The organism is Collinsella sp. An7, from assembly GCF_002159335.1.
Taxonomy (GTDB): Bacteria; Actinomycetota; Coriobacteriia; order Coriobacteriales; family Coriobacteriaceae; genus Coprousia.
Genome location: NZ_NFHP01000008.1, coordinates 19,620 through 45,760 on the forward strand (window position 1 = coordinate 19,620; position 26,141 = coordinate 45,760).

The 26,141-nt window shown below is 66.5% G+C and carries 21 protein-coding genes; 20 read left to right on the plus strand and 1 reads right to left on the minus strand.

Annotated elements, in window-relative coordinates:
• The first annotated feature begins 14 nt into the window (after positions 1 to 14).
• The 5 genes from B5G20_RS08930 to nhaA all read left to right on the plus strand — a co-directional run bounded on the left by B5G20_RS08930 (position 15) and on the right by nhaA (position 8,418).
• Complete coding sequence (locus B5G20_RS08930; RefSeq protein WP_087356566.1) at positions 15 to 2,864, plus strand: UvrD-helicase domain-containing protein; 2,850 nt, start codon at positions 15 to 17, stop codon at positions 2,862 to 2,864.
• A 105-nt stretch (positions 2,865 to 2,969) separates the two neighbouring features.
• Positions 2,970 to 4,319: a branched-chain amino acid transport system II carrier protein gene (brnQ, locus tag B5G20_RS08935; RefSeq protein WP_255377037.1), complete on the plus strand. Its 1,350-nt coding sequence runs from the start codon at positions 2,970 to 2,972 to the stop codon at positions 4,317 to 4,319.
• Between the two features lie 296 nt (positions 4,320 to 4,615).
• Positions 4,616 to 5,575, plus strand: a complete 960-nt coding sequence (locus B5G20_RS08940) for an ROK family protein (RefSeq protein WP_087356568.1) — start codon at positions 4,616 to 4,618, stop codon at positions 5,573 to 5,575.
• 199 nt (positions 5,576 to 5,774) lie between these two features.
• The gene (locus B5G20_RS08945) at positions 5,775 to 6,707 is read left to right on the plus strand and encodes a DHHA2 domain-containing protein (RefSeq protein ID WP_087356569.1); all 933 of its coding nucleotides are present in this window, start codon (positions 5,775 to 5,777) and stop codon (positions 6,705 to 6,707) included.
• 328 nt (positions 6,708 to 7,035) lie between these two features.
• Positions 7,036 to 8,418, plus strand: coding sequence for a Na+/H+ antiporter NhaA (gene nhaA, locus B5G20_RS08950; protein WP_087356570.1), 1,383 nt, complete (start codon positions 7,036 to 7,038; stop codon positions 8,416 to 8,418).
• Between the two features lie 123 nt (positions 8,419 to 8,541).
• On the opposite strand, the gene B5G20_RS08955 is transcribed toward nhaA, so the two are convergent.
• Positions 8,542 to 8,796, minus strand: a complete 255-nt coding sequence (locus B5G20_RS08955) for a hypothetical protein (protein WP_087356571.1) — start codon at positions 8,794 to 8,796, stop codon at positions 8,542 to 8,544.
• Between the two features lie 323 nt (positions 8,797 to 9,119).
• On the opposite strand from B5G20_RS08955, the gene B5G20_RS08960 reads away from it, so the two are divergent.
• The 15 genes from B5G20_RS08960 (at position 9,120) to B5G20_RS09025 (ending at position 26,127) form a co-directional block, all read left to right on the plus strand.
• Positions 9,120 to 10,442, plus strand: coding sequence for an aminotransferase class I/II-fold pyridoxal phosphate-dependent enzyme (locus B5G20_RS08960; protein ID WP_087356572.1), 1,323 nt, complete (start codon positions 9,120 to 9,122; stop codon positions 10,440 to 10,442).
• Positions 10,439 to 10,993, plus strand: a complete 555-nt coding sequence (locus B5G20_RS08965; RefSeq protein WP_087356573.1) for a hypothetical protein — start codon at positions 10,439 to 10,441, stop codon at positions 10,991 to 10,993. Before B5G20_RS08960 ends, B5G20_RS08965 begins: the two co-directional genes overlap by 4 nt.
• A gap of 8 nt (positions 10,994 to 11,001) precedes the next feature.
• Complete coding sequence (locus B5G20_RS08970; RefSeq protein WP_087356574.1) at positions 11,002 to 11,718, plus strand: hypothetical protein; 717 nt, start codon at positions 11,002 to 11,004, stop codon at positions 11,716 to 11,718.
• 96 nt (positions 11,719 to 11,814) lie between these two features.
• A complete protein-coding gene (locus B5G20_RS08975; protein WP_087356575.1) occupies positions 11,815 to 12,129 on the plus strand; it encodes an STAS domain-containing protein in 315 nt (104 codons plus the stop codon).
• A 129-nt stretch (positions 12,130 to 12,258) separates the two neighbouring features.
• Positions 12,259 to 12,954, plus strand: coding sequence for a twin-arginine translocase TatA/TatE family subunit (locus B5G20_RS08980; protein WP_087356576.1), 696 nt, complete (start codon positions 12,259 to 12,261; stop codon positions 12,952 to 12,954).
• On the plus strand, positions 12,954 to 13,736 hold the full coding sequence (tatC, locus tag B5G20_RS08985; protein WP_204207750.1) for a twin-arginine translocase subunit TatC: 783 nt from the start codon (positions 12,954 to 12,956) through the stop codon (positions 13,734 to 13,736). The genes B5G20_RS08980 and tatC overlap by 1 nt, the downstream gene beginning before the upstream one ends.
• 475 nt (positions 13,737 to 14,211) lie before the next feature.
• Entirely contained in the window at positions 14,212 to 14,571 is a 360-nt protein-coding gene (locus tag B5G20_RS08990) for a hydrogenase maturation nickel metallochaperone HypA (protein WP_239286959.1), read from the plus strand.
• A gap of 75 nt (positions 14,572 to 14,646) precedes the next feature.
• On the plus strand, positions 14,647 to 15,327 hold the full coding sequence (gene hypB, locus B5G20_RS08995) for a hydrogenase nickel incorporation protein HypB (protein ID WP_087356578.1): 681 nt from the start codon (positions 14,647 to 14,649) through the stop codon (positions 15,325 to 15,327).
• A 200-nt stretch (positions 15,328 to 15,527) separates the two neighbouring features.
• Complete coding sequence (locus B5G20_RS09000; protein WP_087356579.1) at positions 15,528 to 16,196, plus strand: helix-turn-helix transcriptional regulator; 669 nt, start codon at positions 15,528 to 15,530, stop codon at positions 16,194 to 16,196.
• Positions 16,197 to 16,201: 5 nt separating this feature from the next.
• Positions 16,202 to 17,197, plus strand: a complete 996-nt coding sequence (locus B5G20_RS09005) for a DUF4097 family beta strand repeat-containing protein (RefSeq protein WP_087356580.1) — start codon at positions 16,202 to 16,204, stop codon at positions 17,195 to 17,197.
• A gap of 327 nt (positions 17,198 to 17,524) precedes the next feature.
• The gene (nifJ, locus tag B5G20_RS09010) at positions 17,525 to 21,064 is read left to right on the plus strand and encodes a pyruvate:ferredoxin (flavodoxin) oxidoreductase (RefSeq protein ID WP_087356581.1); all 3,540 of its coding nucleotides are present in this window, start codon (positions 17,525 to 17,527) and stop codon (positions 21,062 to 21,064) included.
• 311 nt (positions 21,065 to 21,375) lie between these two features.
• On the plus strand, positions 21,376 to 21,987 hold the full coding sequence (locus tag B5G20_RS10610; RefSeq protein ID WP_239286953.1) for a DUF389 domain-containing protein: 612 nt from the start codon (positions 21,376 to 21,378) through the stop codon (positions 21,985 to 21,987).
• 15 nt (positions 21,988 to 22,002) lie between these two features.
• A complete protein-coding gene (locus B5G20_RS10615) occupies positions 22,003 to 22,380 on the plus strand; it encodes a hypothetical protein (protein ID WP_239286954.1) in 378 nt (125 codons plus the stop codon).
• Positions 22,381 to 22,764: 384 nt separating this feature from the next.
• A complete protein-coding gene (locus tag B5G20_RS09020) occupies positions 22,765 to 25,035 on the plus strand; it encodes a DUF6020 family protein (RefSeq protein ID WP_087356582.1) in 2,271 nt (756 codons plus the stop codon).
• Positions 25,036 to 25,113: 78 nt separating this feature from the next.
• On the plus strand, positions 25,114 to 26,127 hold the full coding sequence (locus B5G20_RS09025; protein WP_239286955.1) for a glycosyltransferase family 2 protein: 1,014 nt from the start codon (positions 25,114 to 25,116) through the stop codon (positions 26,125 to 26,127).
• The last annotated feature ends 14 nt before the right edge of the window (positions 26,128 to 26,141 follow it).

The following is a 26,141-nucleotide window of genomic DNA, read 5'->3' on the forward strand; positions in this document are numbered from 1 at the left end:
GACGGGAGACGACCATGTCGGTTTCGCAGCCTCTACCTTGGGAAACACCACATAACGGCACGCCGGGCTCCACCTCCGCGGCCGCACCTGCGGGCGCATCGGACGCCGCCCCGGCAGCCACCGCCCCGGCCTACGAACAGGTCCCGCTCGACGTCTACGACGCCCCGGCGCCCGCTCCCGCGCGGCGCACGCCGGCCGTCGACATCGACTCGCTCAACCCCGCCCAGCGCGAGGCCGTCCTCACCACTGAGGGGCCGCTCCTGGTGCTCGCGGGCGCCGGCTCGGGCAAGACGCGCGTGCTCACCTATCGCATCGCCCACATGATCGCCGACCTCGGTGTCCGTCCGTGGCAGATCCTCGCCATCACCTTTACCAACAAGGCCGCGGCTGAGATGCGCGAGCGTCTGGGCGCCCTGTTGCCCGACGGCACGCGCGGCATGTGGGTGTGCACGTTCCACGCCATGTGCGTGCGCATGCTCCGCGAGGACGCTGACCTTCTGGGCTACACGGGGCAGTTCACCATCTATGACGACGACGATTCGCGCCGCATGGTGCGCGACATCATGCAGGCGCTCGGGATCGAGCAGAAGAGCTACCCGCTCAACATGATTCGCTCTAAGATCAGCGCCGCCAAGAACGCCATGGTGGGGCCGGACGAGTTTCAGGCGCGCGCGAGCTCGCCCCAAGAGCAGAAGGCTGCCCAGGTCTATCAGGAGCTCGAGCGCCGTCTGCGCGCGGCCAACGCCATGGACTTTGACGACCTGCTCGTGCGCGCGCTCGAGCTCTTGCGCACCCGCCCCGAGGTGCTCGAGCGCTACCAGGAGCGCTTTCGCTATATCTCGGTGGACGAGTACCAGGACACCAACCACGTGCAGTACGAAATTGCCAACCTGCTCGCGGCCAAGTACCAGAACCTCATGGTCGTGGGCGACGACGACCAGTCTATCTACTCCTGGCGCGGTGCGGATATCTCCAATATCCTCGACTTTGAGAAGGATTTCCCCGCGGCCAAGGTGGTCAAGCTCGAGCAGAACTACCGCTCGACGGGCCACATTCTCAACGCCGCCAACGCCGTGGTGCGCCATAACTCGCAGCGCAAGGAGAAGCGCCTCTTTACCGCGGCGGGCGATGGCGAGAAGATCCAGGCCTACCAGGCCTCGGACGAGCGCGACGAGGGCCGCTGGATCGCCGGCGAGATTGAGAAGCTGCACGCCGGCGGCACGAGCTACGACGATATCGCCGTCTTCTACCGCACCAACGCGCAGTCGCGCATCTTGGAAGATATGTTCCTGCGCGCGGGCGTGCCCTACAAGATTGTGGGCGGCACGCGCTTCTTTGACCGCGCCGAGATTCGCGACGTGATGGCCTACCTCAAGATGGTCGTGAACCCGGCCGACGAGATGAGCGTCAAGCGCGTCATCAACACGCCGCGCCGCGGCATCGGCTCCACGTCCATCGCCAAGATCGAGGAGCTTGCGCGCGAGAACCGCTGCAGCTTCTTCCAGGCGTGCGAGATCGCCACGGCCGAGACGGGTCGATTCTCGGCCAAGGTGCGCTCGGCGCTCGGCGACTTTGTGGCGCTGGTGCGCGAGGGCCGGCGTATGGACGGCGAGCTGCAGAACGTGGTCGAGGCGATTGTGGAGCGCTCGGGCCTTATGCAGGCGCTCCGTGCCGAGGGGACGGTCGAGTCCGAGGGACGCGTAGAGAACATCCAGGAATTCCTGGGTGTGGCGGCCGAGTTTGAGGAGACGCACGACGATATCGAGGGGACGCTCGAGAGCCTGGAGGAGCTGCGCGCGGCGGGTGTCTCGGATGTGCCGGCAGCGGATGACCTGGTCGGAGCGGGGGCGGGTGTGCCCGGCACTGCGGCGCCTGCGGACGAGGCCGGTCCGGCAGCTGTGGCGCCGGCAAGCGCATCTGCCACCGCTGCGGCACCCACCGGCGCGCAAGCCCAGCTCGCCGCGCTCATCGCCGGCAACACCATGGCGGCGGCGCCCGCCCGCGCGGTGCCCGCCGCCCAGACCGAGGCCGAGATCGATCGGACCTACGGAGCGCTCGCCTGTCGGGCACTGCCGGCGCTCCTCGAGTGGCTCGCCCTGCGCAGCGACCTCGACTCCCTTGCTGGTGAGACGCACGCCATCACCATGATGACCGTGCACTCGGCCAAGGGCCTTGAGTTTCCGGCGGTTTTTGTGGCGGGCCTTGAGGAGGGGATCTTCCCGCACGTGGCGGGCTTTGCCGCGGCGGACGACCCGGCCAAGCTCGAGGAGGAGCGCCGCCTTGCCTACGTGGCCATCACGCGCGCACGGCAGCGGCTCTTTCTCACCTACGCCGCGACGCGCCGCACCTACGGCTCCACGCAGGCCAACCCGCGTAGCCGCTTTTTGAACGAGATTCCCGATGCCGACATTGAGTTTACGGGTGTGGGCTCTGCCGGCTTTGAGGGTACGGGCTGGGAGAAGCGCGGCGACCGCCGCGGCACGTACGGCTCGGGCGTGGGCGAGGATATGTACGGCGGCCGGGTCTTTGGGTCGTACACCCGCTCGACCGGTGGGAGCGTCTCGCGCCATACGGGCATCAGCCCCGACGCCGGCCGCAAGCCGGCAACGTTTGGTAGCGGTGCGCCCCGCGCGCGAGCCGGGGCGGGCTCCGGTGCCGCCGGTGGGCACACGGTGGAGCAGCGTCGGCCCGACGCCGCCAAACGTGCCGAGACCTTTGCGCCTGGTGATATGGTGAGTCACAAGACCTTTGGCACGGGTACTGTCATCTCGGTGTCGGGCGACATGCTCGAGGTCGCGTTTGAGAAGAGCGGCCAGACCAAGAAGCTGATGAAGGGGTTTGCCCCCATCGTCAAAATCTCCTAGCCGGCCGCCCTGGGCACGCCACCTTTCCTTTCAGGCGTTCGGGCATGGCGCGAAGGCCTATTACTCATTTTGGGACGGGGTTATTTTGAATGGGGGATGGAGCGCGTGGAGAGTCGAACGGAGCGCCTGAGCGGGCGGGCGAGCCTCCTGGTGGGGGCGACGCTGTTCTCGATGTTCTTTGGCGCGGGGAATCTCATCTTGCCGCCGCTTCTGGGCGTGCAGGCGGCGTCTGAGTCGGTGCCCGCCATCATCGGCTTCTTTGTTGCGGGCGTGGGGCTGCCCGTGCTCGGTATCGTGGCGGTGGCACTTGCCGGCACGGTGCGCGAGCTCGCCGACCGCGTCCATCCGATGTTCTCACGCGTCTTTGTGGCAGCGGTCTACCTGGCCATTGGGCCGTGCCTTGCCATCCCGCGCACGTCGTCCACGGCCTTTGAGATGCTCGCCCCGTTGCTGCCCGCCGGGGTGTCGCTCGACGCCGTACGCTTGGGGTTCTCGGTGGTGTTCTTTGCCGTAGCGTACCTGCTCGCCATGCATCCGGGTCGCCTCACGCGTTTCTTGGGCCGCGTAACGGGCCCGGCGCTCATTGCGCTTGTGGTGGCGGTTGTGGGGGCTTCGATATTCTCGCTTGTCACCGCTCCTGAGCTGCCCGCGCGCGCCGCCGAGGCGCCATATAACACGGGTGCGGCGGTGCAGGGTTTTCTCACGGGCTATCAGACCATGGACCTTCTGGCGTCGCTCACCTTTGGGCTGGTGATTGCCACCAACATCCGCTCGCTCGGTGTGCGCGAGCCGCGCGGCGTCATGTGTGAGGTCTGCCGCGCCGGAGTGGTGGCGGGCGTGCTTATGATGGCGCTCTACGGCGGGCTTTGCGCCGTGGGCTTTGAGCTCTGCGAAGAGCTTGCGGGAGCGGCCAACGGGGCCGTGATCATCACCGCCTCGGCCACGCTGCACTTTGGCATGGCGGGCACGATTGTGGTCGCGGCGATCTTTCTGCTTGCCTGCCTGAACGTCTGCACGGGGCTCATCAGCTGCTGCGGCAGCTACTTTGCCGAGGAGGTGCCGCGCGTGCCGTATCGCGTATGGGCCGTGACGTTTGCGGTGTTCTCGTGCGCCGTCTCTAACATCGGGCTCGACGCGATCCTGGCGTTCTCGGTGCCGCTCCTCAATGCGCTCTACCCCATGGCGATCGTGCTGGTGCTGATGGGTATGGCGCACCGCGCGTGCGACGCCGCGCCGCTCACCTGGCCGGTAACGGTGGGTCTTGTGGGTGTGGCGAGCGTGGTTACGAGCCTGCGCGATACCTTGGCGCCGGGGATGTGGTTGCCGTTTGATGAGCTGCCCTTTGCCAGCGTAGGTCTTGGGTGGGTCGTGCTTGCGGTGGTGGGGCTGGTGATAGGCGCCGTGCTCTCGCGGGCGGCAGGTGGTCACGGTACCTCAAAGAGAGGCGCACGGTAGAACCTGCTCGTCATCGGATCATTGCAGAACGGGCGCGATGCCGGTCATTGCGCCCGTTCTGCAATTTCTGCAATTTCTGCAATTTCTGCAATTTCTGCAATTTCTGCAACGGGGTTCGTGATGTCTGTATTGCCCGACTCTGTCTCGCCGCCTGCCCGGCTGTGCTGACGTTCGCCTAAAAGACGGCGCGGCCGCCGGGCGCCTGTGCCACAATCGATGCGGTATGTTCAGCTGAGCCGGAGCGGATGCGGGCCACGGGGGCGCCGCGGCACGGCTCGTTGCGAAAGGGGCTCGCCATGGGTGAGGACACCAAGGTGTACGTGGGTATCGATGTGGGCGGCACCTCCGTCAAGGAGGGGCTCTTTGACAGTGAGGGCAATCTGCTCGGCAAGGTGAGCGTGCCCACGCCCCCGCTCGTCGACGAGACGGGCTATGCGGCCGTTACGGGCGGCATCGACCAGCTTCTCGCCGATACGGGCCGCCAGATCACCGACGTGCTTGGCGTGGGCTTTGCCCTGCCGTGCCCCGTGCCGGCCTCGGGCGAGATCACCCTTGCCGCCAACATCACGGTCGACGGCGCGGGTCTCAAGGACGCCGTCGCGGCGCACTGCACCGAGGCTGCGGTCCGCTACGTTAACGACGCCAACGCGGCGGCCATGGGCGAGCTCTGGCGCGGCGCGGCGGCCGGTCGCCGCAGCATGGTCATGGTGACCATCGGCACCGGTCTCGGCGGCGGCGTGGTCGTTGACGGCAAGGTCATCGACGGCGCGTTCGGTGCGGGCGGCGAGATTGGCCACATCACCGTCAACCCCGCCGAGGAGCGCGAGTGCGGCTGCGGCCGTCACGGCTGCCTCGAGCAGTACGCCTCCGCCACGGGCATGGTCAACGACTATCTGCGCGCCTGCGAGGCCCACGGCGCCACGCCGCACGAGCTCTCGGGTCCGAGCGATTCGCGCACGGTCTTCCAGCTCTGCCGCGAGGGCGATCCCATTGCGCTCGAGGCCGAGGGCGTCTTTACCGATTACCTCGCCCACGGGCTCGCCATCATTTCGGCCGTGGTCGACCCCGAGATCTACGTCCTCGGCGGCGGCGCCTCCGCCTCGAGCGACGTCTACCTCGACGACCTGCGCCGCAAGTTTGCCGAGCGCGCGCTCTCGGTGAGCACCACCACGCCGATCGAGATCGCCTCTCTCGGCAACGACGCGGGCATCATCGGCGCCGCGTACGTGTCGCTCCAGGCCGCTCGCGAGGCGTAAACCCAAGGGCGCGACGGGTTGCGCCATGCGGGCCGTCGCCGCTTTGCGCATAACGCGCCTCTCCACATGCCGGGTCCCCGCGCTCGCCGCAGGGGTCCGGCGTGTTTCGTTGGGCTGCACCGCGCCGCCATCTGCCACCGCGGCGCTCGATGGGCTAAGATAAGAGCGTTACGAACACCCAGCGAAAGGGGCTCAACTCATGAGCAACGTTCTCGTCTTCGGACACCTCAACCCCGATAACGACGCCATCATGTCGTCGGTCGTCCTCAGCCAGCTTCTCAACCAGGTCAACTACAACGGCGACACCTACGAGGCGCGCCGCCTGGGCCCACTGCCCGCCGAGGCCGAGAAGCTCCTCGCCGAGACCGATACGCCCAAGCCGCGCATGCTCAACGCCATCAAGGAGAAGGCCAACCCGCAGCAGGTCGTGCTCACCGACCACAACGAGGCCGGCCAGTCCGTTGAGGGTCTTGAGTTTGCGCAGATCATCGGCGTGGTGGACCATCACCGCATCGGCAACTTCACCACGGCGGCGCCGCTCCACTACATCGGTCTGCCCTGGGGCTCCAGCTGCACCATCGTGGCCTGGCTCTTTGGCATCCTCGGCCAGCGCCCGACCGATGCTCAGGCAAAGCTCCTGCTCTCGGCCATGATGACCGACACGCTTATGCTCAAGAGCCCCACCACCACCGAGTTCGACCGCATCTTTGCCGCGCAGCTCGGCGAGCAGCTTGGCGTCGACCCCATCAAGTTTGGCATGGAGGTCTTCCTCAGCCGTCCCTCCGGCTCGTTTACGCCCGAGGAGATGGTCGGCAACGACATCAAGCTCTTTGAGGTGGGCGGCACCAAGCTGCTCATCGGCCAGTACGAGACCGTGGACAAGTCGCGCGCGCTCGGCATGGTGCCCGAGATTCGCGAGGCCATGAAGGCGTATATGAAGAAGAAGGGTGCCGACGGCATCGTGCTGTGTGTGACCGACATCATGGAGGAGGGCTCGCAGGTGCTCCTCGAGGGCGAGACCGCGGTGGCGCAGAAGGGCCTCGGCATCGAGGACGTGGCCGAGGGCGTTTGGATGCCCGGCGTGCTCTCCCGCAAGAAGCAGGTGGCGGCCCCCATCATGGCAGTCAAGTAGGCATTGCCTGACCTGCGCGACCTTCTGTAGCACCCGATCTTGGCCTTCAATCGTTGGTCGGCGCCCTGAGGCGCCCCCCCTCCTCTTTCAGGTTAATCTCGGGCACTACAGGAGGCCGTTTCCGTTGTCGATTGGTCAGTTGGGGACGTGTTCCATTTGACCCATTTTGTTCCATGGCGATCTTTCTGGGCCTTTTCCCACATGCGGTTGTGAATTCCCGTTGGAATGGGTTTAGCGGGCGCGACCATGTGGTACAAAAGATGTGGCATATATCGTAGATGCGGCGGAGAGTCCAGCGGGCCCTCCGCCGCTTTTTTGAGAGGAACCGATGTCCACCAACACGACCAGTTCGCAGGGCATGGCTGCGCTCGTTGACGATCGCGCGCGTCGCCGTCTCGAGCGCAAGAGCACGCTCGAGCGCATCACCAGCAACGGCACCATCTCGGCGCTCGTGATGATCGCCGCCGCCGTGGCGGCCGTCATCTGCGCCAACACCGACGCCTACGAGACCATCCACGCGGCGCTGCTGGAGCCCATCACCGTCGCGCTCGGCCCCTGGAGCTTCTCGCTCTCGGTCGAGCTCTTTGTCAACGACTTCCTCATGGCGATCTTCTTCTTGCTGGTGGGCATCGAGCTCAAATACGAGATGACGGTCGGCGAGCTCCGCCGCCCGCGCCAGGCGCTGCTGCCCATGCTTGCCGCGGTGGGCGGCGTGGTGGTGCCGGCGTGCATCTACGGCATCGTCAACCGGGGCGGCGCGGTGTACGGCTGGGCCATCCCCATGGCAACCGACATCGCCTTTGCGCTCGGTGTGCTGTCGCTCCTTGGCAGCCGCGTGCCGCCGGCGCTCAAGGTGTTCTTCTCCACCCTCGCCATCGCGGACGACCTGCTCGCCATCGCTGCCATCGCGATCTTCTACGGCCACGCGCCGAGTCTTCTGTGGCTCGCCGCCGCCGCGGTGGTGACGATCCTCTTGGTGTTCCTCAACGTGAGCAAGCGCTACCGGCTCGCCCCGTATCTGGTGCTGGGCCTGGCGCTTTGGTTCTGCCTCTTCCAGAGCGGCGTACACGCCACGCTTGCCGGCGTGATCTTGGCCTTTACCATTCCGGCGCGCTCCGACATCAACGCGGGCGAGCTGGTGAGCTGGCTCGGCTCTAAGCTGCCGGTGCTCGAGGAGCGCTTCGACAACGAGGCGCACATCTTGGGTCAGCATGACTTTACGCACGCCACGCGCGGGGTCGAGCGCGTGATGCACCGCGTCACGCCGCCGCTGGAGCGCCTTGAGCACTACATTTCCACGCCGGTGAACTTCCTCATCCTGCCGATCTTTGCCTTTGTAAACGCGCAGGTGCGCCTGGTGGGTGTGGAACCGCTCGCGCTCGTGCTCGACCCGGTGGCCATCGGCGTGTACGTGGGCATGCTGCTCGGCAAGCCGCTCGGCATTGCGGGCGTGACGTTCCTGATGGTCAAGGCGCGTCTGGCTGAGCTGCCCACGGGCGTGGGGATGCGCCACATCGTGGGCATCGGTATCCTTGGCGGCATCGGCTTTACCATGTCGATCCTCATCTCGGGGCTCGCGTTTACCGAGATTCCCGCCGAGCTTCTGGCTGCCAAGACGGCGATTCTTGCCGGCTCGGTCTCGGCCGCGGTGATTGGGCTCGTCTTTATGCACTTTGCCTGCCGAACTAAGCCGGCAAAGCAGCAGTCATAGCCCGGACGCACTCCTGCGCTACGTATGAGCCGCCCGGCTCGCTCGCAACCTGCCCTGTGCAGGCGTGAGCGGGTCGGGCGGCTTTGTTTTTGCCGCGATGACGTTGCTGCCTGGCGACCGAATTTACTCCACGGTGCCGTAGGTGCCGCCCCAGCCGTGCGCGGCGAGGGCGGAGTTGAGCTGGTCGCAGAGCCGTTGGCGGCTGTAGCGGCCGGGTGGCAGCAGATCCACGATCTCGATTAGGTCGCGGTCGAGATCCTGCAGCTCGGCTTGGACCACCACATCGAGCCGGTCGACCTCGTTGCGCCCCAGGTAGAGCGCGTCTACCAGACGCTGCAGGTCGCCAAACGCCTCGGATTGAAACGACGCGAAGTCCATATGCGCTCCTCCCTCGGGGTCGATGCTGCGGTCCGCGTGCTGTCGGCGGGCGCCCACTGTCGCTACGGCGTGCGCCGCTGGCGACTGTCTGCCGCCGTGGCCCGCAACCCGGTTGGCCCATTCTGCCCGTTTGCCGCGCGCGGCGCAAGATGCCGATGCCACGCGGCGCCGCGCGTCGGCCTGCCGCGCAACTTGTGTTTCCCCCGTTTGAACGCGCGCCCGCCGCAGCCGACCCCGCGGCGTTGCCGGTATACTTTTGAAGAATGACTATCGGCGCAGCGGTGGCGAGTTCATCGCCCGCGCGCCTTCAAGGGGGTATTCGCATGCAGACGGCGTACGAGAAAGCCGAGGAAGAACTCACCCGCACGATATACGAGAAGATGCCCGACGACGAGCTCGCGCGCACCGTTGAGGAACTGCGCGCCGAGGTCGCCGAGGTCAAGGCCCGCGGCCTTAAGCTCGACATGGCCCGCGGCAAGCCGAGCCCGGCGCAGGTGGACATCTCGCGTCCCATGCTCGACATTCTCACGTCCAGCGCCGACCTTACCGACGGTGGGGTGGACTGCTCCAATTACGGTTGCTTTGACGGTATTCCCTCGGCCCGCCGCCTCGCGGGCGAGTTTCTCGGGGTGCCGCCCGAGCAGACGATCGTGCTGGGCTCCTCGAGCCTCAACATCATGCAGTCCGTCCTCATCCATTACTGGGAGAAGGGTGTGCCCGGCTACACCCCGTGGAACAAGCTCGACCACGTCAAGTTCCTCTGCCCGAGCCCCGGCTACGACCGGCACTTTGGCCTCACCGAGGACCTGGGGATCGAGAACATCCCCGTTCGCATGACCGAGACCGGCCCCGATATGGACCAGGTTGAGTACCTCTGCGCCACCGACAGCTCCATCAAGGGTATGTTCTGCGTGCCCAAGTACTCCAACCCTACGGGCATCACCTATTCCGACGAGACGGTCCGCCGCCTTGCGGTGATGAAGGCCGCTCCCGATTTTCGCATCGTGTGGGACAACGCCTACGTGGTGCATGACCTCTTTGACGAGGGCGACAAGCTGCTGAACATCCACGACGTGGCGCGCGAGGTGGGCAACGAGGACCGCATCCTCGCAGTGGCCTCGACCTCCAAGATCACCTTCCCGGGCGCGGGCATTGCCTTCTTTGGGTCGTCGCCGGCCAACGTTGAGGAGGTTGCCGCGACGCTCCAGGTGGGGCTCATCAGCGCCAACAAGCTTAACCAGCTCATGCACGTGCGCTTCTTGCCCGATATGGACGCCGTCCGGGCGCACATGCGCAAGCACGCCGAGTTCCTCCGCCCGCGCTTTGCGGCGGTGGAGCGCAAGCTCACCGAGGGTCTGGCCGGCACGGGCGTGGCGCGCTGGACGCACCCGCGCGGCGGGTACTTTGTCTCGTTTGACGGGCCCAAGGGTTCGGCCAAGCGGGTGTGGAAGCTCTGCCGCGAGATGGGCGTTACGCTCACCACGGCGGGTGCTACCTGGCCGTATGGCAACGACCCCGACGACACCAACATCCGCATCGCGCCGACGTACCCCACGGTTGACGAGCTCGAGCAGGCGCTCGACGTGCTCGTGCTAGCCGTTAAGCTCACGGCGGCCGAGCTGGCGCAAGAGGAGCGTGCCGCATGACGGAGCCGCAAAACGACACGATGGACGACTTCTTTGACGACGAGCTTGAACTCGAGGCGGCGGCCGAGCAGTCTGCGGCCAAGGTGAGCGCCGGGGCGGCCGAGCAGTCGACGGGCGAGGACACGGCGGCTGCTTCTGCGGGCGGGTCCGATGCCGGCGCGGCCGACGCGCCGAGCGAGCCCGCGGGCACGGACCCTGCTGCCAGCTCCGAGCCCGCGCCGGAGCCCGCCGCCGCGGGCCCCACGCCGCCGCCCTTCTGGATGGTGCTCGTCATCACGGCGATTGCCCTTGTGCTGGGTGTCATCATCGGCTACCTGCTCGGCTCGTCGGCGGCGCTCGCTTCGCTCGAGTCGATGCAGTCGCAGGCGCAGGCTGAGCAGGCGACCGATGCCGCCGACAGCTCGGCTTACGAGCTCCCCGAGGGGCACCCGCAGCTCGAGGTCGATACCGACGGCACAGCCCATGTGGCCGACGGGTCGGACGCTTCCGACGGCAGCGCCAACAGCGCAAGCGACAGCTCCGCAGCCACTGACGCCGCGGGTACGGAGTAGGGGGCACCATGGCGTTCAACTCCCAGCAGACAACGCGCGCCCGCGCCATCGTGCTCATCGCGGCGCTCGTGGTGGTTGTGGCGATCGCCGTGGCCGTGATCGCGGGCGGGCTCAACCCGGCATCGCAGGCCGCGCAGGGTGCGGACACCTCGGCTGGCACCACGGCGGGCCAGGCCTCAACCGACGGCACCTCCTCCGACGCTGCGGATAGCGACGCCGACGCCATGGAGACGGTCGACGCCCAGTACGGCACTGCCGCGCAGTCGCTCCGCGCTCAGCACGAGGCCGACCCCACCAACCCCACGACCCTGCTCAACCTGGCCAACGGCTACTTTGACTGGGGCGTGGCGGCGCTCAACCACGCTGCAGACGATGACGACGAGGCCCATGCGACCGAGCTTCTCAACGAGGCCATCGGCTATTACGATAGTTACCTCGCCGATAACGCGGGCGCCAAGTCGGCCATCGTCGACCGCGCCATTTGCGTCTTCTACACCGGCGACCACGCTTCGGCCATTGCCGCGCTCGAGGACCTCGTAACCAATCTCGACGCCGGCTTTGCCCCCGCGTGGGCCAACCTCGGCATGTTCTACGAGGCCGAGGGCCGCGCCGAGGAGGCCTCGAATGCCTACCAGACCGCTATCGACGCGGCGGGCGACGAGGACGCCTACGGCGTGCGCGACTACGCCGAGAGCCGCCTGGCCGCGCTCAATGGCGCCTCGTAGAAGCACCCGATCCGCCTGCGCCCGCGGCCCAGAGCGCCCGGCGCGCCACCTCTCCGCGCTCGAACACCCGAGCGCGTGCTTAACGATTGGAGACCTATGGAACTCAGCATCACCACCAACCCCACCCCCGAGCTCTACACCATCACCGTGACGGGCGAGGTTGACATCTCTAACGCCGACCGTCTGCGCGAGGCCATCAACTTTGCGCTCGAGCAGCCCACCGAGGAGATTCAGCTCGACCTGGCGCAGGTCGCCTACATCGACTCCACGGGGATCGGCGTGCTTGTGGGCGCGGCGCACCATGCGGCCGAGCACGGCAAGGGCTTCTCGGTTGTTAACGCTCAGCCCGGCGTGATGCGCGTGGCTCAGCTGTTGGGTGTTGATCAGGAGATTTCCATCAGGGCTCAGTAAGGTTGAGCGCCCGTGGCTGTGCGTGCGGTCGCGGGCGCTATACTGTTTCGGTTGCACCTACCGCGCTTTACGCGGTGCAAGGTCCCGCGGCGTCAGCGCGGCGGGCAGGTACGATTCAGGAGGTTTCACGTGAGCATCGGTGGTACCGAGCTGCTGATCATCGTGATCTTTGGCTTTTTGCTTTTTGGTCCAGACAAGCTGCCCCAGATGGGTCGCACGATTGGCCGCGCGCTCAGGCAGTTCCGCGAGACGCAGCAGCGTATGACGTCGATGGTGCAGTCCGAGGTCATCGACCCTATGGCTGCCGTGGTTAACGGTCCGGCCTCGCCGGCCGCCACCGCCGCGCGTGCCGACGACGCCGATGCCGAGGATGGCACCGACGCCCCAGCTGAGGGTGCCGCGCCCGCCAAGAAGGAGACCTTTGCCGAGCGCCGTGCCCGTCTGGCCGCCGAGAAGGCCGCCCGCGAGGCCGGGGCTGCTGGTGAGGGAGCCGAGGCTGCGGCCGATGTGCCTGCCGGGGACGCCGCGCCCGCTATGGCGGACGACGACAAGGCCGCCGCGTCTGCGGAGCCTGCCGCTGCTGCCGATGTCGCGGCGCCCGCGAGCGCTCCTGCTGCCGAGGAGCAGAAGGCCGCCGCGCCGGCCGAGCCGGAGGAGGAGCCCGCCGTCAAGACCACTGCCGACCTCTACGCTCGCCGTCCGCGCCGCAGCCGCGCTGCCGAGGAGGCCGCTGAGGAGGCCGCGCCCGCTGCGGACGCCGCCGCTCCCGCCGAGGCCGCTGACACGGCCACGCCCGCCGCGCCCGCGGAAGGGGGTGAGCGCTAATGCCCATCGGACCTGGACGCATGCCGCTTCTGGACCATCTTGGTGAGCTGCGCCGCCGCCTCACGATCGTGGTCGTTACGCTCATCGCCTTCACGCTCATTATGTACTTTGCCGCACCCACGGTGATCGACCTGCTCACCGACCCCATCAAGCCCTTCGTGCCCGATGGCAAGTTCTACATTGGCTCGGCGCTCGGCGGCTTTACCACGCGCTTCTCCATCGGCTTCCGCACAGCGCTTGTGATGTGCTCGCCCATGATCGTATGGCAGGTGCTGGCGTTCTTTTTGCCGGCGCTCAAGCCCAACGAGCGCAAGTGGGTCGTGCCGACGGTCCTCGCCGCCACCTGCCTCTTCTTTGTGGGCATGATCTTTTGCTACTTCTTTATCGTGCCGCCGGCGTTTGAGTGGCTCACCGGCGAGGTCGAGGCCGTGGCAAGTGCCTGGGCCATGCTCGATGATTACATCGGCACCGAGATGCTCCTCATGATTGGCTTTGGCGTGGCCTTTGAGCTGCCGCTTATCGTGTTTTACCTGGCTGTCTTCCACATTGTGCCCTACGCTTCGTTCCGCTCCGCATGGCGCGTGATCTACGTGGTGCTCGCCGTGGTCGCGGCCTGCATCACGCCCGACGCGAGCCCCGTTACCATGCTCCTCATGTTTGCGGTGCTCGTGACCCTCTACGAGCTCGCCCTCTTCATCACGCGCTTCGTGATTGTGGCGCGTGAGGGCAAGGACGGCCTCAAGGCCCGCCGCGTGAGCCTGTTTGCAGACGACGACGAATAGCGCGCGCTCCTCGACGACGAGGACATAACGCGACCTTGCAAGCGCCCTTCGGGGCGCTTTTGCGTTACGGGGATCTTGGTGCGTACATTGCAAGGCATTTTGCCGAACCCCTCTGTACATAATTCCGCGCCATGAACCCGGAAATGCGCTGTAGGGGCATAATCCTACCGCCAGGTGCATAGCACGGAAAATGTACAGGCAGCTACCTGCGCTTTCCCCGGTCGCGCATTTGCGGGTTCACCGACGGGTTCATTGCCGCGAGAAATGTACACCCAGGCGGGACAAAACACGCCGCCATGAACCCGGAAATGCACGATGGAACGCGGCGGCGCACGGTGACGGGGCGGCCCTGCGCGCACGACGCACCTGCGGCGAACGGGTAAGATATGGGGGCGAATCGCATTACCCCGCAAGGGCGGCGGACAAGATCTCCCGTCCCCGCTGCAGGGGAGAGAGGACGGCTTCCGTGCACGAGATGAGTATCGTGAGCGGCATTTTGGAGAGTGTGACCGAGGTCGCGCGCCGCGCCGGCGCCTCGCGCCTCTGCCAGGTAAACCTTCGCATCGGTGTCATGCGCGAGGTGGTGCCCGAGGCCATGGACCTCGCATGGGAGGTCCTCTGCGAGGAGGACCCGCTCACGGACGGCTGCAAGCTCACGGTGGAGGACGTGTATCCCGAGAGCGTGTGCAACGCGTGCGGCGAGCGATTCACCCACGACCGCTTCCACCTGCGCTGCCCCGTGTGCGGGAGCGCCGATACGCGCCTCATCCACGGTCGCGAGCTCGATATCATCTCCATCGAGGTCGAGCATCCCGACGAGCCCAGCCAACCGTAACGGCGCCGCATCGCCCTCTCCAACAGGCGGGCATCACCCCGTCCAGCCAGCTGCAACCGTAAAGGAGTATGACCGATGTCCTCCGAGACCCTTACCATCGAAAGCCCCATCTTGAACCGCAACGAGCGCTTGGCCGCCGAGCTGCGCGAGCGCTTCCGTGCGGCGGGCGTCTACGTGATCAATGTGCTCTCGAGCCCGGGTTCCGGCAAGACCTCCACGATTCTCGCGACCGACGCGCGCCTGCGCGAGCATGGCCTGCGCTCGGCGGTGATCGAGGGCGACATCGCCTCGGACGTGGACGCCCAGACCATGAAGGAGGCGGGCATCCCCGCGGTGCAGATCAACACGGGCGGTCTCTGCCACCTCGAGGGCAACATGATCGGGCAGGCGGTCGATGCGCTCGACCAAGGCGTGGGGCTCGCCAACATCGACGTCATCTTTATCGAGAACGTGGGGAACCTCGTGTGCCCCGTGGACTTCGATCTGGGCGAGAACCTCTCCGTCATGATTCTCTCGGTGCCCGAGGGCGACGACAAGCCCGTCAAGTATCCGGGCATCTTCCAGCATGCGGGCGCGCAGCTGCTCAATAAGGTGGACGTGGCACCGGCGTTCGATTTCGACATGGCGGCCTACCATGCGGTGCTCGACGACCTCAATCCCACCGCACCGCGCTTCGCCGTGAGCGCGCGCACCGGCGAGGGGATGGACGCGTGGTGCGCATGGCTGGCCAACGAGATCGAGGCGGCCCGCGCCTAGCGCGCCCGCGCGAGGGCGCGCCCCTTCCATTTTGGCGGCAAGCGTCTGTCCGACACCGCAAAAGGCCTCATCAGGGCCCCCGCAACCGATGGTTGCGGAAATTCTTACCAGAGTAGGTGGCCTCTCTTGCGCTGTTTCCGTAGATTGAGGCTAACGGATCCGCGTGTGCACCAGTCGTAGAACAGCGGAAGGGATGCAGCATGAACGTGCAGATAGCTCAGCGCTTGGCCGAGCTCCGGCGCGCCAAGGGATACAGCCAAGAGTCGCTTGCGCGGGAGCTGGGGCTCTCGCGGCAGGCGGTGAGCAAATGGGAGCGGGCAGAGAGCTCGCCCGATACCGAGAACCTCATCGCACTCGCGCGCCTCTACGGGGTGAGCCTGGACGAGCTGTTGAGCGTCGACGCCGACATAGCGGACGACATCGCGTTTGAGAACGCCGAGCGCGCCGACAAGACCGCCGCAGATGATGCGGCCCGCGCGGCAGACCGCGAGACCGCGGCGCAGGCAGCGGCTGCAGCGGCCCAGGCGAGTCGGGCTGCGGCGCAGGCGGCGGAGGCTGCGACGCGCGCGAGCAGTCAGGCGACGCGGGTGAGCGAGTCGGCGGCAGAGGCGCACCGGCGCGGCGCGTGGCGGTCGTTCCCGTATGCGACGTTCACCGTCATCCTCTTCTTTGTGTTCGGATTCTTCTTCCACGCGTGGGCGACGGCGTGGCTCATCTTCCTCACCGTGCCGATTTACCGCTGGGTGGCGAGCATCTTGGACGGTGCCGCGGCGCGCGCCCGCGGTGAGCGTGTGGCCGATGACCGGGGGCCGACGCCGGCTCCGCCGCATCTCGGCGCCATCAACCGTGCCGACGAAGAGGGGAGGTAAGGGCCATGGCGACCAAGAACAACCAGCGCCCCGAGGTACCGCAGACCCCGGCAACTGCCGGCACGGCGCGGAGCGGGCGCCGCTTCAGCTTCACCCGCGGCGAGGCCGTCAAGGTCGGCATCGGTGTTGTCCTCATCGCGGTGCTCGCGCTCGGCGCGGCTGCGCCCTCGTGCACTTCAACTGTGCTCGGAGGTGCGCTCCGCGTCATTCCCGGCGTATCGTTCAACCTCGGTTCGTGGAGCCTCAATCCGGGTAACCCCACGACCCTCTCCGAGCCCATCGATACCACGAACGCATATAGCACCGACGAGGTGACCGACCTGCGCGTAACATGGCGCGGCGGCACGGTGCGCATCGTGCCCACCGAGGGCGCGGAGCTCGTGGTGCGCGAGGAGGTCGCTGCGGGCGACTATCAGATGGACCCCACGCAGGCCACCTTTGAGCTCAACGGCGGTACGCTCGCCATCGCAGATGGCCTGCCCGAGTCGGACAACGGCTACGACTATCCGGACATGCGCCTTACTATCGAGGTGCCGGTGCGCGAGGGCTGGCGGCTCCACCATGTGAGCATCAGGAGCACCTCCTCGGCGCTCGACTTCAGCAGCCTTTCCTGCACGGTGCTCGATGTTGACGCGGTGAGCTCCGATCTTTCAGTCGCAGACCTTGTTGCCGAGCGGGCCGAGCTCTCAAGTGTGAGCGGCAACATCAAACTGTCGGGCAGCGTGTCGGCCGATCTTGCCGTCGATACCGTTTCGGGCGCGCAGGACCTCACGCTTGCGGGCGCCCTGCCGCCGCAGGCGTCCTGCGACACCGTGAGCGGCGATATCTCGCTTCAGATGCCGGCGGACGCTGGCGCCACGGTCGAGGTTTCGAGTATCTCGGGCGGTTTTTCGAGCAACCGGCCTGCGAGTGCGCAGTCGGGCGACACCTACGTCTACGGCGACGGCTCGTCGCGCATCACCATCAACACCGTGAGCGGCGGTATCCGCATCCTGCCGTAGCGGGATAGGGCGAATGGCCCGGGTGACAGGGGCGGCTCCTATGTCACCCGAATCGTTTGCCGCAGCAAACGATTCGCGGCAGTTCCGTGGCCGGGCCCCGCTTGTCTAAAACGTTGTGACGCGAGCGAATTATTCCGGCGCCGTCGCGGTACAATAACCCTGCATGCGGATTTCTGCCGGCCGTCACGCTCGACCTTGTCGCCTGAGTCGCGCACGGACCCGCCCGCAGGGGCGCTCACCAGCAGAAACCCCGCAAGCGCCGTTGACTGCTCGGCGCGTACCGTGCGCGCCGGGGGACTGTATACCTACACGAGAGGAGAGGGGTATATGGCGCGTTCGTTCAAGTCCATGGACGGCAACGAGGCGGCCGCATACGTATCGTATGCGTTCACCGAGGTTGCGGGTATCTACCCGATTACGCCGTCCAGCCCTATGGCCGACCATGTCGACCAGTGGGCAGCTCAGGGCAAGAAGAACATCTTTGGCACGAAGGTGAACGTCATCGAGATGGAGTCCGAGGCTGGCGCCGCGGGCACCGTCCACGGCTCGCTCTGCGCGGGTGCGCTGACCACCACCTACACCGCCTCGCAGGGTCTTCTGCTCATGATCCCGAACATGTACAAGATCGCGGGCGAGGGCCTGCCGGGCGTCTTCCACGTCTCGGCCCGTACGGTCGCCAGCCACGCGCTCAACATCTTCGGCGATCACTCCGACGTCATGGCTTGCCGTCAGACCGGCTTTGCCATGCTCGCCGAGACCAACGTCCAGGAGGTCATGGACCTCTCGGCCGTTGCACACCTCTCTGCCATCAAGGGCAAGGTGCCGTTCCTCAACTTCTTCGACGGCTTCCGCACCTCGCACGAGATCCAGAAGGTTGCCACCTGGGATTATGATGACCTCGCCGACATGGTCGACATGGCTTCGGTCCAGGCCTTCCGCGATCACGCGCTCAACCCCGAGCATCCGCACAACCGCGGTACCCACGAGGACGGCGACGTCTTCTTCCAGCACCGCGAGGCGTGCAACACCGCCTACAACGAGCTCCCCGCTGTGGTCGAGGACTACATGAACCAGGTGAACGCCAAGCTCGGCACCAACTATCACCTGTTCGACTACTACGGTGACCCCGAGGCCGAGAACATCGTGGTCTGCATGGGCTCGTTCGTCGACACCCTCGAGGAGGTCATCGACTACCTCAACGCTCACGGCCAGAAGGTCGGCCTCATCAAGGTCCGTCTGTATCGTCCGTGGTCCATCAAGCACTTCATCGCGGTGCTCCCCGAGACCGTGAAGAAGATCGCCGTGCTCGACCGCACCAAGGAGCCGGGCTCCCTCGGCGAGCCGCTCTACGAGGACGTCGTCGCCACGCTCTACGAGACCGGCCTCACCAACATCAAGGTTGTCGGCGGCCGTTACGGCCTCGGTTCGAAGGACGAGCCGCCCGCGGCTGCCTTCGCCGTCTACAAGGAGCTCGAGGCTGACGAGCCCAAGCAGGAGTTCACCATCGGCATCGTGGACGACGTTACCAACCTCTCGCTCCCGATGGACGCCGACGCGCCCAACACCGCGGCCGAGGGCACCATCGAGTGCAAGTTCTGGGGTCTCGGTGGCGACGGCACCGTTGGCGCCAACAAGAACTCGATCAAGATCATCGGCGACCACACCGACAAGTACGTCCAGGCCTACTTCCAGTACGACTCCAAGAAGACGGGCGGCGTGACCATCTCGCACCTGCGCTTTGGCGACCAGCCCATCAAGAGCCCGTACTACATCACCAAGGCCGACTTTGTGGCGTGCCACAACCCGAGCTACATCACCAAGCACTTCAAGATCGCCCAGGGTGTCAAGCCCGGCGGCACGCTCATGATCAACTGCCAGTGGAACTTCGACGAGCTCGCCGAGCACCTTTCCGCGGCCGAGAAGCGCTACATCGCCAAGAACGACATCCAGCTTTACACCATCAACGCCATCGACCTGGCCGTTCAGGTGGGCATGGGCAAGCGCACCAACACCATCCTCCAGTCCGCGTTCTTTACGCTCGCCGGCGTGCTGCCGCAGGAGGATGCTATCCGCTACATGAAGAAGGCCGCCGAGAAGTCCTACGCCAAGAAGGGCCAGGATATCGTCGAGGCCAACTGGAAGGCCATCGACGCCGGTGCCACCGCCTTCGTCAAGCATGAGGTCCCGGCCGAGTGGGCCGACTGCGCCGACGACGCCCCGGCTGCCGCCCTCAAGGGCCCCGAGATGCTCGTCAAGCAGGTCAAGGAGATCATGGAGCCCATCAACCGCATGGAGGGCGACGAGCTCCCTGTGTCCGCGTTTATGGACCACGCCGACGGCCAGTTTGAGCAGGGCGCCTCTGCCTACGAGAAGCGCGGCGTTGCCGTTATGGTGCCGCATTGGGACGCCGACAAGTGCATCCAGTGCAACCAGTGCTCCTACGTCTGCCCGCACGCCACGATCCGTCCGTTCGGCCTCACCGAGGAGGAGGTCGCCGCGGCGCCCGAGGGTATGCGCACGCTCGACATCAAGATCCCGAAGGACACCGGCCTGAAGTTCACCATGGCCATCTCCCCGCTCGACTGCATGGGCTGCACCAACTGCGCCAAGGTCTGCCCCAAGGGCGCCCTCACCATGGTGCCGCAGGAGCAGGAGCTCGAGGAGCAGAAGACCTTCGACTACTGCGTCGAGAAGGTCGCTCCCAAGCCCGTGCTCGAGTCCGGCAACGTCAAGGGCAGCCAGTTCAAGCAGCCGCTGCTTGAGTTCTCCGGCTCCTGCGCCGGCTGCGCCGAGACCGCGTACGCGCGTCTCGTCACGCAGGTCTGCGGCGACCGCATGTTCATCTCCAACGCCACCGGCTGCTCCTCGATCTGGGGCAACCCCGCCGCCCGTTCGCCCTACACCGTCAACAAGGACGGTCACGGCCCGGCGTGGAACAACAGCCTCTTTGAGGACAACGCTGAGCATGGTCTGGGCATGGCCCTCGGTTACGAGGCCGTCCAGAACAAGCTCGTCGAGGACTGCCAGGTGCTCTGCGAGAGCGACGCGGTGAGCGACGAGTGCAAGGCTGCCGCCAAGGCCTGGATCGACGCCCGTAAGGACGCCGAGGCCTCCAAGACCACCGCGGCCGCGCTCGTGGCCGAGCTCGAGAAGGTCAAGGACGTGCCCGCTGCCGAGCAGATTCTTGCCGACAAGGCGTACCTCACCAAGAAGAGCTTCTGGATCTTCGGTGGCGACGGCTGGGCGTACGACATCGGCTTCGGCGGCCTGGATCACGTCCTCGCCTCCGGCCACGACGTCAACGTCTTCGTCTTCGACACCGAGGTCTACTCCAACACCGGTGGTCAGGCCTCCAAGGCCTCTAACCTCGGCCAGGTCGCTCAGTTCGACGCTGCCGGCAAGACCACCAAGAAGAAGAGCCTCGCCGAGATCGCGATGAGCTACGGCTACGTGTACGTGGCGCAGGTCGCCATGGGCGCCAACCCGGCTCAGACCCTCAAGGCCATTCAGGAGGCCGAGGCCTACGACGGCCCGTCCATCATCATCGGCTACAGCCCCTGCGAGATGCACTCCATCAAGAAGGGCGGTATGCAGAACTGCCAGGCCGAGATGAAGAAGGCCGTGGACTGCGGTTACTGGAACCTCTTCCGCTTCAACCCCGCCGCCGAGGTGGGCAAGAAGTTCACCCTCGACTCCAAGGAGCCGAAGGGCGGGTACCAGGAGTTCCTGATGAACGAGGCCCGTTACGCTTCGCTGACTCGCTCCTTCCCTGAGCGCGCTGAGGTGCTCTTCAAGGAGAACGAGGAGGCCGCTATGGCTCGTTATCAGCACCTGCTGAAGCTCAAGGACGTCTACGCAGAGGTCTAATGCTTCGGGCCTAATGCGACGTTAGTCGTGCGGGGGACCCCAAAGCTCATCCGGGCTTTGGGGTCCCTTTGTATGTGGGGGCTCTGGTGCGGCACGGCGGGCGCGATGGGGCGGCCGCGGCGTGGCGCGATGGCTGCAGCGAGGCGGCGGCCCGGCGGCGTGGAGTGGCATCGCGACGACTGCGGCGGTGTGGTGGCAAGCAGCGGCTGCGGTGGTTCGACACGGTGGCGCGGTGGGCTGGTAACACCTCGCACACGGGCCTGTGGGATAGGGATACTATCGAGAGAAGAGGCGCGTGAGGGGTGGCTGCGATGAAGAGAATCTCACAGGTGCTGCTGGGCGGCTCGCTCGACGAGGCGGTGCTGCGTAATGCCGAGCGCTCGATGCTCATGCTGGTTGACGAGCCGCTGCGCCAGTACTCGTCGTTTGTGTTGCGCCTCTTGGCCGCAACGGTGGTGGCCACGGCTGGCGTTGCCGCCGACTCCGCGACGACCATCATCGGCGGCATGCTCATCGCCCCGCTCATGTCGCCTATGCTCGGCACGGCGCTGGCGACGGCGCTGGGACGCCCGCGCGAGGCGGTGCGCACGCTCGCCATCACGGTGCTGGGCGTGGCACTCGTGGTGGGCGCATCCGCCCTCGTGACGGCCATCATTCCCGTGGCCGCCAACATGGAGACCAACTCCCAGGTTCTGGCGCGCACCTCGCCGCGCCTCGTCGACCTGATCATCGCGCTCGCGTCGGGGTTCATGGCCGCGCTCGCCTCCATGCGCCGCGACATCCCCGATGCGGTCCCGGGTGTGGCTATCGCCGCGTCGATCGTGCCGCCGCTATGCGTGGTGGGCTCCGCCCTGTACGAGGGCGCTCCCGTGCAGGCGCTCGGTGCCTTCGTGCTCTTTCTTGCCAACTACGTGGCGATCTAGGTGATGGGCGGGGCGGTGTACCTTCTGATGGGCTTGGGCGCCAAGAGCTTCTCGGTGGTGAGTGATAAGGCGCGCAAGCTCTGGTACACGATCGTGGCCGTCTGCGCCGTGGTGCTCGTTTCGCTCCTGTTTAACGAGAGCGTGGGCGTGCTGAGGACGTCGATGCAGGAGCGCGCCGCGCAGGATGCCGCCGTGGCCTGGCTGGAGGGGACCGACTACCGCGTGGTGGACCTTACGCTCGATGAGGGGGAGCTCTACATTCAGATTGCGGGAACGGGGGCAAAGCCGCCTCTGAGCAAGCTGGCGCGTTCGCTCGAGGGCAGCGAGGTGGGCCTTACGGGCCTGTCGGTATCGGTGGTGGACGAACGGCGGATATCCCTGAGCGAGGAGTAGGGGCGCCCCATGCCGGGTGGTCCGGGTGCAAGGCGCGTGCAAGGTCCTCGCGGGCTGCCCCATGGGGATGCCGGGCGTGATGTCCGGATAGGTCTCTGCCGCTGCGCGATAACCCCTTAAAAACTCCTCAGTTACTAAATAAACCCTAAGATATCCTGACGTTTTCCCGCTGAGGGCGGCTGCAAAAGAATCCGGCACGGTGCTTTGCTATAATCCCGTCAATCTGGACAATAGTGGCTCCAAGCTGGACCGATTGTTTTCTTTCCGATGCAAGATGCGTCGGGGGGGGGCATGTCAAAACAACAGGACGGGTGTCGTGCGGCCATGCGCATGCGTTCAAAGAGCGAGTCGACTTTAGATATAACCCCCTATGAGACAGACGATATGCACTTGCGTGCGCTCGGCGCACGGCAGCTTGCGGCAGGTGCCGTGCTGGGCGTGGTGCTTGCGTGCTGCGCGTCGATGAGCTTGGCGCCGGTTGACTCGAGCGATGTGTTCGCTCTCGTAAAAGACGCCACCGGTGCGGGCTATATCGTGCTCGAGGTGCTGTGCGGCCTCCCGGCGCGCGATGCGTGCCTCGTGCCCGTGGCGCTGGGCGCCCTGTTGGCGCGGCCGTGCTACCGGGTGTTTCTGGCGCACGGGCGCCATCGGCGGACAGCCATGCCGTCGCCGGGTTTCGCCGCGGCATGGGTGCTGCCCATGCTGTTTGCCGCGACGATGGCCTTTGGGCAGAGCTTTGACGGCTGCGGCTCGGCCGAGTGGATCACCGACGGCATCTCGCAGGGCGTCAAGGGGCTGCTCTTGGGTTTGGGCTGGTTTGGGCTCGCACGGATGGGCCTGACGTACCTCTTTGCCGCGCTCGACCGGGTGCGTGGCCGGGCGGGGGAGCGCGAGACCGCGGGCGGGGCATGCCCGCCGCGACCGGCGGAGGATGCCTCTGGGGTACGCGGGGCTCAGCCCGGAGAGGCCGCGCGTACGGCGGACGCCTGCGCGTACGCGGACGACGAGGGGCATGCCACCGCCACGCGCGAGGCGTCGGCGCGGACGGTCTCGCTCCCGCGGCGCTACGTGGCCGCTGTGTGCCTGCGCCGGGTGCGCCGTCGGCTGGGTGCGTGGTGCGCGCGCCATCCGTTTGCCGCGCCGGCGCTCGCCCTCGGCCTTCTCTGGCTGCCGACGCTCATCGGGTACGCCCCCGGCCTGGTGATGTGGGACACCAAGACGCAGCTTCTACAGTGGTTTGGAATGGAGAACCACGTGAGCGCCTCGATGGGGCTCGACCCGGCGACGGCGCAGACCATGGTCACCCAGCATCACCCGCCGCTGCATACCGCGCTGCTCGGCCTGTGCATGCAGGCGGGGCTCTACCTTGCGCACAGCGCGACGGCCGGCGCCATGCTCTATTCCGTGCTGCAGTACGTGGTGGTCGTGGCGTCGCTCGGCTACGCGTTCTCTACGCTGCGGCGCCTCGGTGTGCGCCCCGGCGCGCGGCACGCGGCCTTTGCCGTGATCGCGTTCGTTCCGGTGTTCTCGGGCTACGCGGTGCTGATGAGCAAGGACGTGCCATTTGCCGCGGCGCTGCTCGCGCTGCTCATGGCGCTCGTGCGCGTGCTGCGCGGGGCGGCCGCGCACCACGACCGGGCGCTCCTGGTGCTGAGCGCGCTCGCGGCGAGCCAGCTGCGGAGTGCGGCGGCAGTGGTGGTCGCGGCGGCGCTCGCCGTTGCGTGCGGTGCGGCGTGGCACCGGCGCGCGGCGCGGGCGAAGGAGCGGGCGCAGGCGCGCTCCACGGCATCCGCCCTCGGGCGCTCGTCGCTTCCCCTGCTCGCGGGTACGCTCGCTGCCGTCCTTGCGCTCACCATCGCGCTCGGCTCGGTAATTTACCCCGCGCTCGGCGTTTTGCCCTCGAGCACGCGCGAGATGCTCTCCATCCCGGCGCAGCAGGTGGCCCGCTACCTGCGTGACAACCCCGATGGCATCACGGCCGAGGAGCGTCGGGCCATCGGCGCCGTTTTGGACGTCGATCAGCTCGGGGAGCTCTACAAGCCCAGCAAGTCCGACCCGGTCAAGAACACGTTCAACAACAACGCGTCGTCCGCCGACCTCGCGCGGTTCTTCCAGGCGTGGGCAGACATCGTGGCGCGCGACCCCGAGAGCGCCGTCACGGCCACGGCGGCCAACTACTACGGGTACCTTTATCCGCCGCACACCGTGCGGTGGTCGTACACCTCGGACTTCAGCCAAAAGGTCATGGAGAACATCGACGAGGTCACCTCGGAGCCCGGCAGCACCGTGCACCTGCAGATCGCGCAGCCGGACTACCCGCTCGTCCGCATATGCGACACGCTCGTCAGCATGTACCGGGCGGTCTGGCAGCGGCTCCCGGGGCTCACGCTGTGCATGCAGGCGGCGCTGTGGTGCTGGCTGCTTGCGGTTGCCACGGTGTACGCCGCGCGCGTCCGGGCGGGCGCGGCGCCGCTGCTCATGCCGCTTTGGCTCGTGTTCGGCATGGCGCTCGTCGGCCCGTGCAACGCGACGACGTACTTCCGCTATGTGTATCCCATCGCGGTCTGCCTGCCGTTTATCTGCGCGCTCGTGCTGGGTGCGCCAAACGCCGCGCGCCGCGGGGCGCCGCGGCCGCAGGCAGGCTCCAAAGCCTGACGCAAAGGCGGTCTGACCTGCGATGAGAACGATTCAATCAAGAAAGACGGGTGGTGCTCGATGACGGCAAGGCAATCCATGGAGCAAGCGATGGGGCGGGAGGCGCCGGCCGACACGGCGGGCCTCGCGCGCGTGGCGGTGCTCATCCCGTGCTACAACGAGGCACTCACGGTGGGCAAGGTCATCGACGTTTTTCGCGCGGCGCTCCCCGGGGCGACCATCTACGTGTACGACAACAACTCGACCGACGATACCGCCGCCATCGCCCGGGAGCACGGCGCCGTGGTGCGCTTTGAGCCGCGTCAGGGCAAGGGCAATGTGGTGCGCTCGATGTTTCGCGACATCGAGGCCGACTGCTACCTCATGGTCGACGGCGACGACACCTACCCCGCCGAGCAGGCGCTCGAGCTCTGCCGGCCCATCCTCGAGGGCGCGGCCGACATGACGGTGGGCGACCGCCTCTCCAACGGCACCTACGCGGCCGAGAACCAGCGCGCCTTCCACGGGTTCGGAAACAACCTCGTGCGCGGGCTCATCCGCATCATTTACGGCTACACCTTCAACGATGTCATGACCGGCTACCGGGCGATGTCGCGTCTGTTCGTCAAGACGATGCCCGTGCTCTCACCCGGGTTTCAGATCGAGTGCGAGCTGTCGATCCATGCGGTCGACAAGCGCTGGCGCATCGTAGAGGTGCCGATCGTCTACCGCGACCGGCCCGCGGGCTCGGAGTCCAAGCTCTCGACGGTGCACGACGGGGTGCGCGTGGTCTCGGCAATCACGGGGCTCTTCAAAGATTACCGACCGCTCAAGTTCTTCATGCTGGTCGCGGCGGTGCTGATGCTCTTGGGGCTCGTGGCCGGCGTGCCGGTGATCGCGGAGTTTGCCGCGACGGGCCTGGTAACCAAGCTGCCTTCTGCCGTGCTCGCGGTGGGGTTGGTGTTCTGCGGCGCGCTGGCGCTGGCAACGGGGGCCATCTTGGACACCTCGGCCAAGAATGCCCATCGCCAGTGGGAGCTCGAGGTCCTGCGTCTCACCGAGGAAGAAGCGCGGGAGAGGGCCGGCCGCGGCGGGGTGCCGGGCGGAGAGTGATGCCCGCTTGGCAG

What these genes read in the sequence shown, in the direction of transcription:
- B5G20_RS08930 (WP_087356566.1), top strand. Translation starts at nt 15, where the DNA reads ATGTCGGTTTCGCAGCCTCTACCTTGGGAAACACCACATAACGGCACG.
- B5G20_RS08940 (WP_087356568.1), top strand. Translation starts at nt 4,616, where the DNA reads ATGGGTGAGGACACCAAGGTGTACGTGGGTATCGATGTGGGCGGCACC.
- B5G20_RS08945 (WP_087356569.1), top strand. Translation starts at nt 5,775, where the DNA reads ATGAGCAACGTTCTCGTCTTCGGACACCTCAACCCCGATAACGACGCC.
- nhaA (WP_087356570.1), top strand. Translation starts at nt 7,036, where the DNA reads ATGTCCACCAACACGACCAGTTCGCAGGGCATGGCTGCGCTCGTTGAC.
- B5G20_RS08955 (WP_087356571.1), bottom strand. Translation starts at nt 8,796, where the DNA reads ATGGACTTCGCGTCGTTTCAATCCGAGGCGTTTGGCGACCTGCAGCGT.
- B5G20_RS08960 (WP_087356572.1), top strand. Translation starts at nt 9,120, where the DNA reads ATGCAGACGGCGTACGAGAAAGCCGAGGAAGAACTCACCCGCACGATA.
- B5G20_RS08965 (WP_087356573.1), top strand. Translation starts at nt 10,439, where the DNA reads ATGACGGAGCCGCAAAACGACACGATGGACGACTTCTTTGACGACGAG.
- B5G20_RS08970 (WP_087356574.1), top strand. Translation starts at nt 11,002, where the DNA reads ATGGCGTTCAACTCCCAGCAGACAACGCGCGCCCGCGCCATCGTGCTC.
- B5G20_RS08975 (WP_087356575.1), top strand. Translation starts at nt 11,815, where the DNA reads ATGGAACTCAGCATCACCACCAACCCCACCCCCGAGCTCTACACCATC.
- tatC (WP_204207750.1), top strand. Translation starts at nt 12,954, where the DNA reads ATGCCCATCGGACCTGGACGCATGCCGCTTCTGGACCATCTTGGTGAG.
- B5G20_RS08990 (WP_239286959.1), top strand. Translation starts at nt 14,212, where the DNA reads ATGAGTATCGTGAGCGGCATTTTGGAGAGTGTGACCGAGGTCGCGCGC.
- hypB (WP_087356578.1), top strand. Translation starts at nt 14,647, where the DNA reads ATGTCCTCCGAGACCCTTACCATCGAAAGCCCCATCTTGAACCGCAAC.
- B5G20_RS09000 (WP_087356579.1), top strand. Translation starts at nt 15,528, where the DNA reads ATGAACGTGCAGATAGCTCAGCGCTTGGCCGAGCTCCGGCGCGCCAAG.
- B5G20_RS09005 (WP_087356580.1), top strand. Translation starts at nt 16,202, where the DNA reads ATGGCGACCAAGAACAACCAGCGCCCCGAGGTACCGCAGACCCCGGCA.
- nifJ (WP_087356581.1), top strand. Translation starts at nt 17,525, where the DNA reads ATGGCGCGTTCGTTCAAGTCCATGGACGGCAACGAGGCGGCCGCATAC.
- B5G20_RS10610 (WP_239286953.1), top strand. Translation starts at nt 21,376, where the DNA reads ATGAAGAGAATCTCACAGGTGCTGCTGGGCGGCTCGCTCGACGAGGCG.
- B5G20_RS09020 (WP_087356582.1), top strand. Translation starts at nt 22,765, where the DNA reads ATGCACTTGCGTGCGCTCGGCGCACGGCAGCTTGCGGCAGGTGCCGTG.
- B5G20_RS09025 (WP_239286955.1), top strand. Translation starts at nt 25,114, where the DNA reads ATGGAGCAAGCGATGGGGCGGGAGGCGCCGGCCGACACGGCGGGCCTC.